10 protein-coding genes are annotated in these 16,480 nt (G+C 36.3%); 1 reads left to right on the top strand and 9 read right to left on the bottom strand.

From position 1 onward, the window contains the following. Positions 1-7: 7 nt before the first annotated feature. The 9 genes from B4G94_RS01115 to B4G94_RS01075 all read right to left on the bottom strand — a co-directional run bounded on the left by B4G94_RS01115 (position 8) and on the right by B4G94_RS01075 (position 13,656). Positions 8-3,688, bottom strand: a complete 3,681-nt coding sequence (locus tag B4G94_RS01115; protein WP_286856617.1) for a DUF6443 domain-containing protein — start codon at positions 3,686-3,688, stop codon at positions 8-10. An 11-nt stretch (positions 3,689-3,699) separates the two neighbouring features. Next, complete coding sequence (locus tag B4G94_RS01110) at positions 3,700-7,380, bottom strand: DUF5977 domain-containing protein (RefSeq protein WP_286856616.1); 3,681 nt, start codon at positions 7,378-7,380, stop codon at positions 3,700-3,702. Between the two features lies 1 nt (position 7,381). Continuing rightward, positions 7,382-8,926 carry a T9SS type A sorting domain-containing protein gene (locus B4G94_RS01105; protein WP_286856615.1) on the bottom strand — a complete coding sequence of 515 codons (1,545 nt, stop codon included), beginning with the start codon at positions 8,924-8,926 and terminating at the stop codon, positions 7,382-7,384. Continuing rightward, positions 8,923-9,192 (bottom strand): hypothetical protein, encoded by a 270-nt coding sequence (locus B4G94_RS01100; RefSeq protein WP_124533610.1) that lies wholly within the window; start codon positions 9,190-9,192, stop codon positions 8,923-8,925. The genes B4G94_RS01105 and B4G94_RS01100 overlap by 4 nt, the downstream gene beginning before the upstream one ends. A gap of 356 nt (positions 9,193-9,548) precedes the next feature. Continuing rightward, complete coding sequence (locus B4G94_RS01095) at positions 9,549-9,806, bottom strand: hypothetical protein (protein WP_124533612.1); 258 nt, start codon at positions 9,804-9,806, stop codon at positions 9,549-9,551. Positions 9,807-11,290: 1,484 nt separating this feature from the next. Further along, positions 11,291-11,962 (bottom strand): DKNYY domain-containing protein, encoded by a 672-nt coding sequence (locus B4G94_RS01090; RefSeq protein WP_286856613.1) that lies wholly within the window; start codon positions 11,960-11,962, stop codon positions 11,291-11,293. Positions 11,963-12,089: 127 nt separating this feature from the next. Then, positions 12,090-12,488 carry a hypothetical protein gene (locus B4G94_RS01085; protein WP_286856612.1) on the bottom strand — a complete coding sequence of 133 codons (399 nt, stop codon included), beginning with the start codon at positions 12,486-12,488 and terminating at the stop codon, positions 12,090-12,092. Between the two features lie 69 nt (positions 12,489-12,557). Beyond that, a complete protein-coding gene (locus B4G94_RS01080) occupies positions 12,558-13,184 on the bottom strand; it encodes a hypothetical protein (RefSeq protein WP_286856611.1) in 627 nt (208 codons plus the stop codon). Between the two features lie 58 nt (positions 13,185-13,242). Beyond that, a complete protein-coding gene (locus B4G94_RS01075; RefSeq protein ID WP_286856610.1) occupies positions 13,243-13,656 on the bottom strand; it encodes a hypothetical protein in 414 nt (137 codons plus the stop codon). A 325-nt stretch (positions 13,657-13,981) separates the two neighbouring features. Between B4G94_RS01075 and B4G94_RS01070 the strand changes: the two genes are divergently transcribed. Beyond that, positions 13,982-16,453 carry an outer membrane beta-barrel family protein gene (locus tag B4G94_RS01070; protein WP_286856609.1) on the top strand — a complete coding sequence of 824 codons (2,472 nt, stop codon included), beginning with the start codon at positions 13,982-13,984 and terminating at the stop codon, positions 16,451-16,453. Positions 16,454-16,480: the final 27 nt, after the last annotated feature.

The following is a 16,480-nucleotide window of genomic DNA, read 5'->3' as shown; positions in this document are numbered from 1 at the left end:
AATTTATCTAATGTGTTGTTGGCGAAATTATTCCTTCAAAATTTTTCCAATTTTTTGGAGCGATTGAATTGATTTTATTTAACAATTGCCCGCCATTTTTTTGTAATCCATATTGATTAATTAAATTCTGTTCTATAACCCGTGCCCCTGATTTAGATAAATTTGAGGCCCCATTTAATTCTTGAAAAATTAGAGCCCCCCTTTCTCCTCCAGCAGCAGCATGTTCTGCCCAACGCAGTGCAGGAATTCTATTTGTTATCCCGACGTATTTTATACTACCAGCTGCGTCAATACCGTAATAGACAGAGTAAGATTTCTGTATTATTGGTGCGCTTCTTAAACTACGCGCAATCAGGCTTCCAGCTCCGGCTGTCACAGCTCCCACAACTGCATCCTGTACTAGCGGGTTTTCTGCAACTAGCATCTGAATTTCAGTTTTACCTCTTGAATCAGGTATTGGCCCAATTGTGGGAATATTATAATTTGCCATCCTTACGGCCATATTTATTGCCGCATTCTGCATGTTCTGTTGTAGGTTGGAAAGATCATTTCTTCCACCATAGCAAACCGAACAATTTGAAGGCATGATGGAGCCTGGATTTGAAGCTATTGCACGAATCGGTGCATTCAAAACAACTTCTGGGATAAGATAAGGTTTATTAGCCCCACCAATTTCATTAGGTTTAGGATCTTCACCTGGACCATCTAATCCCTGTGGTCCACCGATCTCCATTCCACCGTTAATCGGATCACTTCTTAGTCCTGTGGCGTCGGAGTAAAACAACGGATTGTTATATGCATAGCCATAGGGGTCAAGAGTTGTTACGCTTAAAGGATCATGCGAGTTAAATCTTCCAATATCAGGCATATAGAAACGTGCTCCAAGGTCATAGAAGCCTGATTCCTGCAATTCCTTTCCTAGAAACTTATAGTTTTTAAAGCTGGATGCGCCAAAAAACGAATTTCCAGTCCGCAGATGATTCATCCCAAAAGGATAATAATCATTTGCATCGACAATTTGAAGAGCACCTTTGCTGTTTCTGATGAAACTTATTCTGGCATTACCCAGATGATCTTTGTACTGGTAAATATACTGATCATTTTGATAATCATAAAACCCTTCGTCAGTGGAGAAGAATCGTAAATTTAAATTTTTTGCTTCAGCAGTTACCGGAGGGGGATTTAGCCTGGTATCAGTATCATCAATGCTAAATGCTTGATTCTCGTAGGCATATTTTGCTTTTTCCAGAGTAGATCGCAATTCAACACTTCCACCGCCATCATTACTTGTAACTGTGCTTTGATACTGAAAGCCATCGAGGTAATCTGTTATTTCTGTCGTAGTGTAGCAATTAATAATTCCACATTCGAATCTAGGAACTGATTTTTGCAGTTTGACACCTTCGGAATCATATAGATAATTTTGACTACCAAGAACCCCTAAAGTTCCGTACTCAAATTTACTGGGCAGATCTAAGTGGTTATAGGTAATTCGGCTTATATTTTTGTCAGCCATCGTGAACATATTGCCATTTAAGTCATAGTCAATACTTCCGCCACCTCCTTCATAACCTGCCGGATTTCCTGTATTGTCAGTTATACTTGATATCTTATTGCCGGCATTATAGACATAAGTAAGATTATCGATGACAGTTGCCGTAGTGTTTAAATTTTCTGTTACAGATGTCCTATACATATTGGTAATATTTCCATTAACATCGTAACTCAATGATTCTGTATTTTCTCTACTATAGGGGTTCAGTGGATTCTGATAATATCCAGCAGAGAGCCTATTTAGGCTATCATAAGCATATCCATACCTTTTTGGGACTAGAGGGGGATTAGATCCAATGGACTCTACAGCTCTCCAGTCTATTTCTGAAACACTTCCATTGAATTTAGGTTTTACGTCCTTTCCGGGAAAAAGTGAAGGATCAGGATTGGTAATACCATCCTTTTGATTGTATTTGATCTTGTAAGACAATAACTTGCCGCCTAGGTCAGTGACAGTCATTTGATCTTTGTTAATGTCAGTAAGCCAACCTCGGATATTGTAACCATAATCGATACTTTGAAGATCATAACCAACTTTTTTATTAACAAGCTGGGAAATTTCATTGTATGTTTTCTCAGATAGAAGCTCTTCTGCTTTGCTTCCGACCTTATGATAATGACGTTTCAACCTATTCTGATTGTCATATACAAAACGTTCACTTATTGAGATAGCAACTTCCCCCGGCTTTCTAAGATGTATTGTGTTAACTTTAAGCTTTTCCCCCGCAAAGCTTAATAGTAGTTCATTTTTGGTATATCCTCCGAAATGGTTAATTGAATAAGTTCCTATAACTCTTGTTTTCGAATCATAGTAGGCATAGTTTTTTGTCCAGTTATCATCCTCGATATTTTTAACAAGCTTCATAGTTGCTTTTCCCTTAGTACTGACGGACTGCATTTCAGTAATTACAGGCTGACCTAAAATTGAAACTGGAAAAGGTGGGTTAAAACTGTATGGTGGATAAGAGTCGTAGTACTGCACAGACAGAAGTTTTATCCATCCGCCAGTCGGATAAGTTCCATTGGGATCATAAAAGACGTCCATGCCCTCACGGTTGAAGAATATATTCGGGGTTCTTTTTATATTATTAAGACCTAAAGCATCAACATTTGACTGTTCAGCACTCCTTTCACCGCCAGTCGAAATACCAGTAAAAGCTATTCTCCCAAAACTATCATATTTTGTATATAACCACTGTCCCTTTGTTTTTAAAACTGCATCCTGAAATGCCACCGGTCTATTTTGTTTGTCATAAACAATTAGCTCCCAACCTTTACCCGGAAGCTTTCTTTCAGCAATACGTCCTTTACCATCATATCTATTTTCATAACAAAGATTTGCGAGTTTAGTAGTATTAGTGCTAATATCTGTTTCCCGACTTGCTAATGGAGGCACTATATAAACCAGACGGTCATATTTGTCATAGATGTAGTAAGTATCAGAAAAGTTTCCCGGATCTCCTCTTCGCTCTAAGATTATCTGATCCTTAGTATTTTTAAAAGTTAGTTTTTCATTTCCATCCTCATCTTTAACACTATTCTTAAATAGCTGGGAAGCTTGAAAAAATCCAGCATCAATTAAAGTGGTAACGGATACACCATTCGTCCATGAAGTTGATGTTTTAAAATATCTAATTTGTTCAGAAGTAGAATTCGAAGAATATGCTAAGATAACTGGTTTACTTGTCCAGTCATTTCCCATTTGTACCTGCTGTTGGACTCTATTCAGAGGAGAACTCTCTATAGTTTTTTCAGAATAGATCTTCTCATTAGCGTAAAAATTGTTTGCATCATTCACAGGAAACGCGGTGAGACTTGAGGACTGAGCGTAAATTGAACCGTTTGTTGACCCTGTTTGCGGTATAGGAAGGTAGGTTCTTGTTTTCTTTCCTGAACCATCATAAACAATCGGCTGAACAACGTCCCTTCCTAACGGTGAACCCTTTATCGCAATTATTTGGCGAAGCTTACCAAAACCGTCATAGTATTTTGCGGTTTCAGAGCTTTTGACACAGGTTGAGTCCAGACATTCTTTAGAATAAATATAGTTTTCCGTATCCGACAATCCTGTTTGTGCATTTGCAGTAGCTATGGCTAAAAGAAGGCATAGCAGACTAAAAATATATGTTTTCATCTGTGGAATTTTTAATTAATGGAAAGTGCAAAGTCTAAATTGATAACTGTATTATTTGGCGGAAGGACAAAGGTTGCCCCAGGGACAAATTTCACATAAATTTCACCATTTGGCTGAACCGTGATTCCCCACACTCCGGTGGAATAAGCGGAACTGGTCCTCACATTTGGAGATAAACAATTTCCAACAATTTTACCTACCAGAACACCGTTTCCACTCTGCCAGCTCATTCCTGAATTGAAAACATATTCCATTTTAATTCTAAAATTCAGACCAGATCCTGGGTAAATTCCAATAGTACCATAATGCCAATTAATAGAAGGGCCTTGAGTGATAGAACATGAAAAAGGTGTGCAAGTGCCATTATTATTTGCAAAATTCTGCCCATTTGCATTAATATCATTTGTAGCTTGATTATCTGCATCTGCCTGACTAAAAGTTGAAGAATAAGTATTTTCTGGAACTGTATACTTTATAGTGCTTCCGAAGGCACTGCTACCACAGGTTTTTGCAAAGGATTTGCTTTGTTCAGCATTGAAAAATCTGGCCGAGGCATATTTATATTTGTACTCACTTAATGTTTTGCCTTCATTGTCCAGAACTTTGGAAATTCTATTGCTATTATCATAAATATTTTTTGAGCTTAAACCAGAAACATCCGTTCTAACTTTTAAGCCAACCAGAGGATCATAAACGTCGGTAATTACTTGAAAATTCTTTAAATTGGGACTATTTCTAAATGTTGATAGTTCTGACAAATACTGGTTTTCAGTATTTTCATCAACATCCAAATTGGATTTTTTAACGATTTCAAGCTGTAAGTATGAGGAATTGCTCTGCGGGTCAAGCCCGAATGCGTTCATAACTTCGCCATAAGTTGCTCCTACTATTTTTGCAATAACTTTACTCTGATTATACCCCCAGACCATAACTGATGGTCCATTAGCACCTGTTATCTGCAAAATGTTTCCCTTACTATCATATTTGTCAAATGATAGAATTTTATCCCAATCATTCATAGCATAATCGTACGTATAAATCGCATTTGGAAGTACAAGTCCATTAGTTGTTGAATAGGTTGTTTTGGTTTTTTCTACCTCGTCACTGCCATTCTTTTTGTCATGGCCGATTTTAATTTGCTCATAATCTACATTTGTATTAATTAATTGATCAGTGCTCTCAAAAGCATAATTATTAATTTGCGTGTCATTATTTACAGGTCCTGATGAGGTGATGTTTTTAAGAAGATTAAAGCGATCTGTGTACGTTAAGCTCTTGGAACTTTGAACTAAACCACCAGACAAATAATTCTTTTCAATAATATTGGAAATATTATTACGCTTAATTAAAGAATGCGTATACTGAGCAGTTGCCCCCATAAAGTTCGCATCTAAAGTCGAAGCAGTTGGGTAGAATAAAATCCGTGTTCGTGGGTAAACTCCAGGTTCTACAAGATTTGGCCCCACATACTCTGTGGTTGAATAAGTATTTGCTATTTCTTTAACGATATTACCTAACTTATCATATAACTTTGTGTTTACGATATTTCCTCGTAAATAATCATAATTAAACATCTTTGAAGCGAGGCTTGTTTTAGAAAACAGATAACTGTCCATATCCATGTCTACATTGTTTCCGGAAATCTGCCATTTATAACTTTGAATCTCTGGATAGTCCGAATAACTGCTAAACTTATAATCGGAGTAACCTCCATCTGGATCTATTTTTCTTGAAGTAGGATAAATAACATAACTTCCTTTCGATTTAGTAACCAATGTACTATAAGAACGTGATACGCTTGATTTAACCCCAACCGGAACGCCTCCAAGTGCAATATCTTCATCTCCTGCAACCATTGGAAGGCTCGAAACCAGCCCATCTCCATAAGTATACTTTGTGGTAAGAGTCTTATTAATAAAAGGATCTATCAAATTTATTTCTTTGATACGTAAACCACCACCTTTAATTTTAGATCCTTTCCAGTTAAACTCGTGTGGCTCATAAATAAAGGACTGGACGCTCTGAGTTGGATATGTTATACTTTTTAAGGACCATGCACGGATATTTTCCAATCCTGAAATTCCCTGTTCAAATTGGCCAGATGTCATTACTGGATTGAGCGAAGGAACCTTTAGCGGGGAGAAATAAGAGAAATTAATATTATTTCTAGTTTCTGTATATTGATAAACATATGGTCTTACTGGAAATCCATAAGAATCTTTTATGGAGGATTCTATGATGTCATTTTTGAATCCAAAGACATCCTTATTTAAAGATGTAATTTTAGGAAGGTTAATATCCTCATAATAATCTAACTTATAAATTTCCTTATTAAGATTATTTTCTCCATAACCTTTTTCAACTGCAGTGAGTTTAAGTCTTTTGCATACATCAGCATTGCCACAGCCTGAATCAAAATAGCTATAAACGAAATTATACTGCATTACAATCTGACCCAGATTATTTTTAATCAGCATTGATTTTAAAAGGGGTTCCTTAACGAAAGGGTTCACTATAGATTGTCCCCAAATTTCGCCGATATATTCAACATCAGGAGCGAGTGGTATTTCACTAAGGATCATATTCCTAGTAATTTTATCCTCCCTAAGATTTTCATAATTAAAGATTATCTCTGCATCATTTGTCTTGATTTTGGACGGCAGTTTTTTAATATAGGTTTCTTTGGTTGTCACATCAAACTCTTTGATTGCTCTTAAGTAGTTTGTGACAGAGCCGTTATCTACCCTTCGAATAAGTTTATCCCATACTTTGTCATATTTAACATTTTCATTGATTCTGGCTAAAGGTTTGTAAGTAACCTGTAAGACATTCTTCGTAGTATTATCTTTAATTTCTGATAATTTTAATCCAGTATTGAAACTCATATTGGTAGTGCTGGACCCCAGTGCACTTCCTCTAAAATTAACATCCTTTGTATTTGTACTAATTGCAATTCGTTCAATTTCTGAAAAGGTATAAGTGAACTTGTCTTTATTTATTTTAACTTGCTGAGTGTCAAAATCGTTACCTGGTGTATATGAATTGCAGTTTCCTGTCATTGTAAATAAATGATAGTATACAAACGGACCCGCGGGCGGCATTGGACAATCTTGTATCCGTTTCCGATTCGATACTACACCATATTTTAAAGCTTCCTCCTCCAAAGGCTGTGACCTGAGAAAAGTTATGTTTGCTGTATTATAGCCTTCAATTTCTCTTACTTTGAATTCCCTGTCAATAAAAAATTTACCAGATAAGTTAGGTGTATTGATAGTGTAATAATCAGGAAAATCGGTTGGAAATGGTTGTGGTGGTTCATGCATCCTTAAATAGGCTTTCCAATTATCCCTACCTTCATTATCCTCATAGTTTCCATTTACCTCTTTATAAATTTCCCCTACTGAAGAAAGAGTCCATCCTAAACCAACTTCGCTTGCGTATTGGTCTACCTGAACTCCTTCCGCATTGTATTGCAACCTGATAGGAATTTCGATTCCACCAAAATTTATAGTATACAAAGGAATAGAAGTATCGGCTCTACCGGTATAAGTATTTACAGACCCCAAATTTACATTGGTGGAACGAAAAGGATTATTATCAATTGGAGCATCAAATACAGCATCTGTTGAAGTTTGGGCAGAAAATACTGTCGCGATTGAAAAACATAGCGTAGAAAATAGTGTTTTCATCATTTTACTTTTTGATTAATTTGGCATTTGCGGATTTGTTTGCATCCGTTTTTATCGTAACTAGATACGCTCCCTGAACTAAAGCTTGGGTATTGATCTTAGTTACGCTGTTTTTAGTTTTAATACTTTGGAGCTGTCTTCCACTCATATCATATAACAGAATATCTGCATCCTTAAAATCAAAGCCGATTTCTACATAAGCATAATCTGAAACTGGATTCGGGTAAATCTTGATATCGTATTTCTCAATAAGTTGGTCAACTTGTTTATCTCCAAGCTTTACAATCTTCCAGTTTTCTTTGCCTAATTCTGTAGCACTGGTTCCCGCCAGGATAATAGAACCATCTCTGTTCAGTTTCAAATCTGAAAGTCTTTCTTCTTTTTGTCTTGACTCTCCTGTGATGTACTTTCTCCACTGTTCATTGCCGTTAACGTCTAAATACAACATCCAGAAGGTCTCATCGTCTTTTTCTATTCTTCCTTCGGCCTGAGTATAACCGCCAAGTAAAATTCCCTTCGCAGATCTGTCGTCTACGGAATGAAGTACACTCATACTCATAAGAATATCCCTGTTTTTGAAATTGTAGGATTTTTGCCACTGCTCATCACCTCTTTCATTTAAAGAAATCAACCATAGGTCTGTTCCCTCCTCGGTACCTACTGTTTTGCTACCTGATCTTTCTGATCTGGATTCTCCACCAATGATAAAACCATTTGATGTTAAAGCCAACGTTCTGACATGATCATCCGCTTTTCCTCCGAAGTTCTTTTCCCATTCCACTTTATTATCTTTAGATATTTTGATCACCCAATAATCTCCTTCTCCATAATTTTCAGTTTTCTTCATTCCGCTTGCATTACTTCGAGAGTATATTCCGAGTAATGCTCCTCCATCAGCTGTAGGAATCATTTTTTCAACTTCATCTAAACCTTTTCCTCCTAAAATAATTTGGGAAACGACATTTCCGTCTTTGTCCAATCTTGTGATCCAGACATCTTTGGAACCATAACCTTTTGAAGACCTTAATATATTTCCTGCAACAAAGAATCCCAGATCCGTCGTTTGAATAACTGCCCTCGCTTCTTCATCTGAAGATGTTCCCAAGGTTTTTTGCCATAGTTCGTCCCCAAATTCATTAAGGCGTAAGATCCAGATGTCCGCCCCTCCATTTGAATCATTTTTCTTATCCAAACCTTTAGTGGAATAGCTGGTGCCGGCAAGAAAAAATCCACCGTCCTGCGTCGATATAGTAGATGATAAATAATCGTGATTGTTTCCAGAGAGGTACTTATCCCAGATCTGTTCTCCATTCTGATTAAGTTTGATAAGGTGGAAATCATAACCCTTGTTTTGCTGATTCTTCGTTGAATTTGAATTTTCAAGCTGAATGGTGCTTCCGGAAACCAAATATTGCCCGTCTAGTGTAACTGTAACTTGGTTTAGAAAACTTTGAGTGGATGATACTATATCCTTTTGCCAAAGCAGTTTTTGACCGCACAATGAAATTGCCATGCACAATGTAAATGTGCAAATAATTGTAGTTTTCATGTAAATGGATTTTTTTTAAGGAGCGTAACTATATTAGAAGTTTGGTAGTGATCTTTTATCGGTTGAAAAATATTTACACCGATTTTATTATTCATACCACAATAAAGAACCAAAATATTTGCAAACTGAAGTTCTGGTGGATGAAGGCATTTTAGATCGACTTGCGATGCATTTTCCTCTTCTATTGAGACCAGTTCACTAAGGACTAAATTAGATCCCAAAAGAAACGCACAGAGCATGACTCTGGAAAAATCAATTCTTTTCATAGGCTATAAAATGTTTTTGGTTAGTGCTAGGAAACCTATGAAAATAAAGCTCTATGCATCATATTATTATACGATACAGGTAGAAATAATCAACATCTGGTTTCTTAGCGGTATTGTGGCAATATTATAAAAAAAATCGATACCCGGTATGGGGGAAAACCCCATATTTTTAATGGGTGTTTTCACGATATCAGGTTGATATTGAATTCTTTAATATTTAATAGGAATAAAATAAAGCTAAAAAACCCCGATAATTAGGGGTTTACAGCTTAAATAAGAATGTGCGTACAAAATTGTATAAATTGGACTACTATACATATCTTTATTTTACAGAGATCCGTAAGGAATTATCGATCTTATAATCGATAGCGTAATGAAATAGCCCTCCATATATCTTTAGCAAGTTCTTGATCCGCCTCAGAGTTTTCAAAAAACCAAGCTTTATCTCTATTAACAAGTTTTTGAATTACTCCATCTAGTAGAAGATCTACTTCGGTGTCGTCTTTTGAAATTCCTCTTTTTAAAAGTCGAATCTGAAAATCTCTATTCTTATATGTGATCCTAAAAATTTGTCCGGCGGTACTTTCAAAACTTGAACCTATCGTATCTTCCATAATAGCAAAATAAATTAATAAATTGAATTTAGTATGTTTTCCTTTTTTTGAAACGTAAGATAATATGAATTGTTGTAGGTATTACCTTATAATATTATTACCTATAAAGCTTCTGAATGCCAAATTATGCCATAAGTTTCACATATTCAAGATTCGATAAAAAATCATTCTATATTAGCTCAAGCATTGTATAAAAAATTCAAGCACAGTTTTATGATTATATAAGTAATAAGGACCCATTAAAAAAATAGACTGTCTCATTATATGTAAAAATTTGGAAAAATATATAATATTAATTTACGAGTGATCAACAGAATGTTGGACAAAACGAGACTATAAAATATTAGCAAAACATCATTTACTTTTTGACAAACATTTCATCATCCAAAATTAAATACATTCTTTAATTACCAATATAGGTGGTGAATTCACCAATAATTTCACCACCGACATAAAGATATTTTTGGTTTAAATAAAATAAATTACAATCCGCAACTTAGCTCAAACATTGCATAAAAAAATCAAGCACAGTTTTATGATTGTATAAGAAATAATGACCCGTTAAAAATAGACTGTCTCATTATATCTTAAAAATTGGAAAAATATATATTGTTAATTTACGAGTGATCAACAGAATGTAGGACAAAACGTGACTATAAAATATTAGCAAAAACATCATTTACTTTTTGACAAACATTTCATCATCCCAAATTAAATACATTCTTTAATTACCAATATAGGTAGTGAATTCACCAATTATTTCACCACCGACATAAAGATATTTTTGGCTAAAATAAAATAAATTACAATCCGCAACTACCTTAAGTTCAGTTAGTTATAAAATCACTCGATATTAATTTAAATATTTGATTTACAGTATTTTACAAAAAAAAGTTTTTTAAAATTGAGCATTTTGTCCCTTTCTTTTCAAAAATAGTTAGTTTGAAGAGAGCTGTAAATTTGAAAAACTGCATGAAATGAGCATAGTTTGTTATTATCAAATTATCAAAATAAAACCCTTCTTTTTGACAATGTTACTTCGTTAGAAATTGACAATAAATTCTTGAATTACAATGGGAAATAATAAAACTTGTTTCTATTATATTTTGTTCATTTTTATAAAATCCGTAAATTTGTAACAGTTATTATTGGTTTGTGTGAATTTACCCCTTATATGTCCCTCAATGGTGACAAACCACTGAAAACAAGGATTTTCCAAGTTCTGTATCGGCAAGTAAATATACAAAAAAAAACAAACCAACAATATACTAATCAACAACTTACATAGACATCAATTTTGTAAGAGATTTTAATATAGTTGGTTTTTTTTGTTACAATTTGCCCCCTATTTGCCCTTCCAACCAATAATATTTTATTTTTTAAAACCAGGATGTTTGGTCCTGTCAAGTGAATTTTATGAATGGGTGAAAACAGCCGATAAATCTCCTTAACCAGATCTGACCCAAAGGAAAGGAGTACTTTTATTATTTATCCAATTCGCTGATCGCCTTTTTTACATATTCATCATTGAGTCCATCCCCTGTAATCCTATCACTCCAAGACAAATAGCCATTTTTATCTTTAGCAAAACAACCGGACACCGTACTTTTTACTTTAAAGGTTTTATAGTCTACATTTTTTAAAATCCCCTCACGGTTTTCGTAGATATGATTTTTATCCTTCGCGTAACAATCACTAAGAGCTACAAAAGTCGCATGGTCAGCTTCTTCAAAAGTAGAAAAGCTTCCCCCGTAAGCCATTGCATAATAGCGATAAATATGTTTTTTATCTTTATAAAATGCACTGTTTAGCTTTTGAAATGTACTGGTATCAATAATTGTATTCAATGGTTCTTCCGTATTAAATCCCATTCTTGTAAGATAACTATCAACGAAAGTAAAACCCTCACTTCCAATAGCGATCACTTCTTTTAATCCGATATCTCCTTTTTTATTAATCCACAGATCATCTTTCACAAGTCTCCATTTTAAGCACCTATTTGTGCTATCAATTGCTTGTGCCAGCATTTTGTACCGCTGTCTCTCAAGCTCATTGGGGCATCTAATATTTTGGATTCCTGTAAACGACAACAGCCCACCAAGTTTCTGTAATTCCTTTTCTTTGAGAGTATTTGTTTGTATCTGATAGATCCCCATACGGTATCTGTAGAGATTATCCTCTCCGCAGCTATTAGAATAACGTATCGGTTTCAAAAACGAAACAAGACAAAAAATACAGGCAATTATTATTGCCGCAACAGATATAAATTTCAATAATCGCATATTAGGAAATCTGTCGTGAAGAATAGGGCTTTCGGTATATCAATACCACGAAAACAATTAATATCAATTGCAATACAATGATCAAAAGCGCGAATAGTTGGGTTTGAAAAGCCTTCCCCGAAATTTGTCTTTCATTGACACGTTTCAGATCTATCTGATTTTTGATCATTTGTTTTTCGCAGGAATCAAGATCACTCCGTTGATCCACCTGCCATTTTTGCTCACTTGCAAACTGATCATTCTTATTGGACGGAATGTCCAAAGAGCTCATCAGACCAAGGATAAGCCAACCACAGGTTAGAATAGTTACAACAGCCAAACCAATAACAATGCTTTTCTTTATCGTAAAACTGTATCTCCCATTGTTTCGAGCTATACCATCTTTGTTTTCATTGTCCATAATCATTGAGATAATAGAATAAATATTTTCGGTTAAATATTGCACTGTACCCCAGCAAGTCCATAAAAATCAAGGAGAAGATGTAAATGTGGAATCTTCATCTGACTCAACATAATCTGGATTCATTAATGTTAAATTCTTGGGTTTCGCAATTTCCACAAACTTTTCTTTTTCCAGATCGATGCGCCATATCTTGTTGACTTGCGTAATGATTTCGGCATTAGTGTCATAAAATTCCACAAGATAATCTCCCTGGGTATTATTTTCTATCGCTAATTGAAACTTCCTATAACAGATCCTTGGATAATCGGCCACCACATCCAGTTCGTCTACAATCAAAAAAACAGATTTTCCGCTTGGTTCATGGCGTAAAAATCGCTCTATCACAAATTTGCTCTGCCCCCGCTGGCAATGATCAACACTGGTTGAATACTGTGAAAGTGCATATTTATCCTTTGATACGCCCGCCGCTAACATTGCCCCAAGGCAGGTATGCATCTTCGACACCTCGGATTGATCGGTTGTTTTACCAATAAAAGAAGCGGCAGAAATAGTTCCCTTTTTTACGGAATCAGATTGGATAGTAGCCTCTATTAACTTAGAAGCTCTTTTTTCCCTGTCCTGATCCTGGGTTTTATAACGGCAGGATTGTAATATCGTCCCAACTGCTAAAATCAATGTAAAAACTTTTTTCATAAGACCTATTTTTATCAGACTATTAGCACAGTGCTATTTTTCACTATTTTCTGCTACACTATCCCTTCTTCCTTGAAAAAGATCGTATTTGTTTGACCAAAAAATAGATCAGCCAACTAGAAAAACCGATATAGGCTACGGTCTGGAAAGCAAACCGCATCGGTCTGTCTGTCCAATTTATCCTTGTATAGCCACCTCCGGTTCTGCTAAATCTCAACTTATATTCGCCTTTTCTTAGCCCCTCAATAGCCATACAGACCGTCATTCCAGACAATCCTAATAGAAATATGAGCATCCCTACGTGCAATACATTATATGCTAAGCGAAATACCTTTTCAATCCGGTCTTTCCCAAAACCTTTTGCCGATATAATCGTAAGTCCCAAATACAGCAGCAATAAACATACACCAGCGATTAAACTGATAATTCCGATGCATAGTATGACCAGGGGTATTTTTTCTATGATATGCATTTTTAGCTGAGATTATTTAACACATTTTGTCTTATGATCAGTAACTAGCCAACGAACACCTTGTTTCTGTCCTTTTTCCAAGAAAGACTTTTTCCAATACGAGCTTAGATAAGCTCAATATCAAATGAACTAAGTTGACTCAAAGATATCAAGTTATTTTTGGCCGTCACTAGACGAATCTTAAATTAATCCCAACGAATAATAATTGTCTGCGACAAAGAGGATATTCAGCTATTTTCTCCTATCAAATTAATCTGCAACATCTGTATAGCTTTTGCGACATACACCTAACAGCGAAACATACGCTGTGATATAAAATAAGAAAATGCGAACCCAACGGAACCCATGCACGATCATGCTCAGCCATTCAATAAAAAGATCCATTTTAGTGGTATTCAAAAGCCTATCCTTGTGTTTATTGGCAACTCGGCTCTTAGCCCAACAAGCTCAGAAAAATGAATTTACATTATCGGGAAAAATAGCGAATACAGAAATATCTACACTGGAAATCCACCTATTCAATGCGGATAGCCAGCTGATCAAGACCGAATTCCCCAATCAGCAGGGTGAATTCAATTTTGAAGCACTTCCCAAAGGAGCCTATTACTTCAAAATTCGTCGCGGTCAAGCAGACCTCTACAATTCCGAGGTGATCCAAGTCACACAACAGCATATGGTGTTGCCAGAAATTCGCATTAACGAACAACGCCTGGAGACTGTTGTGATCAACAGGTCACGCCCTTATATTGAACGACACGATGGCAAACTGATCTTAAATGTGGAAAGTAGTCTCCAAAATACAGGTGGATCAGCGCTGGAAGTACTTGAAAAAGCTCCCGGTGTCACTGTAGACGGGAATAACAATATTATTCTGCGGGGGAAAAGTAATATTCTTGTCCAGATTGATGGAAAAAATTCGCCGCTTACCGGTGAGGAACTCGCCAATTACCTGCGCGGACTCCCCGCATCTGCCATAGATAAAATTGAACTCATCACCAACCCCTCCGCAAAATACGATGCTGCCGGAACAGCCATTATCAATATAAAACTGAAAAAAGGAACAAATAAAGGGACCAATGGCAGCTTCTCTACAGCATTAGGCGCGGCCAGATACCTTAAAAATAACAACAGCTTTAGTATTAATCACCGTAATGATAAGCTCAACCTTTTTGCCAACTATAATTTTGCCTATCGTGAGGCTTATAATGATCTTATGATCGATCGAAGATTTTATAAGGAAGGTCATTTAGAGAAAACATTCATTCAGGATAATTTCTTTAAGTTCAGCTCCCGCAACCACAATGGTAAAATTGGCTTCGATTACAACCTGACGGACAAAAACTTAGTGGGTGCCTCTGTCAGCTTAACAAGTAATGTATTTAAACCATTTGGCGATAGCAAAACAACATTAATGGATTCCGATTGTCAACCACTCAACCATACCGCTACACTAAGTCAGACTGATAATATTACAAAAAACATCTCCGCAAACCTCAATCATAAATACCGTATGGATACCCTTGGGTCCGAACTGAGCACCGATTTCGATTTCATTCGCTATATCAACGCATCAAATCAAAGTTTTGATACCAGGACCAGCGATAATAACGGTGCTCCTATAGGTATACCCTATCTCTTAAAAGGCAAGACTGACGGTGATTTGAATATCTATGCGTTAAAGAGCGACTGGATCAAGATCCTTCCAAGGGGTCTAAAACTGGAGACCGGCTTTAAAACGAGTTATGTTAAATCAGATAACGATATCAAGTTTTATGATCATAGTACATCACCGGCAGTGCCTGACAGCAATAAATCCAACCATTACATCTATCAGGAGTACATCCACGCAGCCTATGGGAATGTAACCAAAAAGTGGGATAAGCTGAAAACTGTACTCGGCCTGCGCATAGAAAACACCAATGTTACCGGAACACAGCTCACTACCGACCAAATTAATAAGCGGAAATACACGCAATTATTTCCAAGTGTCGTTTTTTCGTATGAGTTCACAGCAGACCATAATCTCGAAGTTAATCTCAGCCGTCGTATTAACCGCCCCAATTATCAACAGCTCAATCCCTTTAAGTACTATATCAATGCGACGACATACCGTGTTGGCAATCCCGACCTAAATGCGCAGGCATCACAAAACTACGAGTTGACATATAGTTTCAAAGGTAAATATATAGCTACCCTGAGTTATAGTAAAATAAGCGACAACATCACGACTGTTGTAAAACCCATACTCGAAAATGGAGAAAATATCACCGTTCAGACCGAGGAAAACCTGAAATCAGCCGCCTATTATTCGCTCAACCTGATCGCGCCGCTCAAGCTGACCAATTGGTGGGATATAAACAATAACGCCAACTTCTATTATGGTTCCTATACGGGTAACGTCTCGGGCACACAGATCAACAACATTGGTAATTTTACCCTCGATATAAATAGCATCCATACCCTTAAACTGGGTAAAAATTTCGCCGCCGAACTGGCGGCTAGTTATAAAGCTACAGAAGTGTATGCCTTTGCCCGTATCTCCCCTTACTGGAATGTCAATATTGGGTTGCAGAAGAAATTTAAGGAAAAGAACAGCCTGAAACTCGCCCTTACCGATGCGTTTAACAGCAATAATAGAAAGGGACTGACTGTCTACAATAATTACGAGGAAAATTTCAAGAGCAGAAGAGAGCCCCGTATCCTGACCTTATCTTACAGCTATAATTTTGGATCCAGTAAATCAGTTCAGTCACGTAAAACCGGGGCTGCCGAAGATCTCAGACAAAGGGCCGAATAACTTACTGAAAAGCCCAGAACGACAAAC

The sequence above is a fragment of the Sphingobacterium sp. UBA7625 genome, from assembly GCF_002484085.1.
Lineage (GTDB): Bacteria > Bacteroidota > Bacteroidia > Sphingobacteriales > Sphingobacteriaceae > Sphingobacterium > Sphingobacterium athyrii.
The sequence above is the reverse complement of the archived record's forward strand: the minus strand, read 5'-3'. Positions and strand labels throughout refer to the sequence as shown.

Excerpts from the sequence above, each read along its gene's own strand:
- B4G94_RS01115 (WP_286856617.1), bottom strand. The coding sequence starts at position 3,688 with ATGAAAACATATATTTTTAGTCTGCTATGCCTTCTTTTAGCCATAGCT.
- B4G94_RS01090 (WP_286856613.1), bottom strand. The coding sequence starts at position 11,962 with ATGGGGATCTATCAGATACAAACAAATACTCTCAAAGAAAAGGAATTA.
- B4G94_RS01070 (WP_286856609.1), top strand. The coding sequence starts at position 13,982 with ATGCGAACCCAACGGAACCCATGCACGATCATGCTCAGCCATTCAATA.
- B4G94_RS01110 (WP_286856616.1), bottom strand. The coding sequence starts at position 7,380 with ATGATGAAAACACTATTTTCTACGCTATGTTTTTCAATCGCGACAGTA.
- B4G94_RS01080 (WP_286856611.1), bottom strand. The coding sequence starts at position 13,184 with ATGAAAAAAGTTTTTACATTGATTTTAGCAGTTGGGACGATATTACAA.
- B4G94_RS01095 (WP_124533612.1), bottom strand. The coding sequence starts at position 9,806 with ATGGAAGATACGATAGGTTCAAGTTTTGAAAGTACCGCCGGACAAATT.
- B4G94_RS01075 (WP_286856610.1), bottom strand. The coding sequence starts at position 13,656 with ATGCATATCATAGAAAAAATACCCCTGGTCATACTATGCATCGGAATT.
- B4G94_RS01105 (WP_286856615.1), bottom strand. The coding sequence starts at position 8,926 with ATGAAAACTACAATTATTTGCACATTTACATTGTGCATGGCAATTTCA.
- B4G94_RS01100 (WP_124533610.1), bottom strand. The coding sequence starts at position 9,192 with ATGAAAAGAATTGATTTTTCCAGAGTCATGCTCTGTGCGTTTCTTTTG.
- B4G94_RS01085 (WP_286856612.1), bottom strand. The coding sequence starts at position 12,488 with ATGGACAATGAAAACAAAGATGGTATAGCTCGAAACAATGGGAGATAC.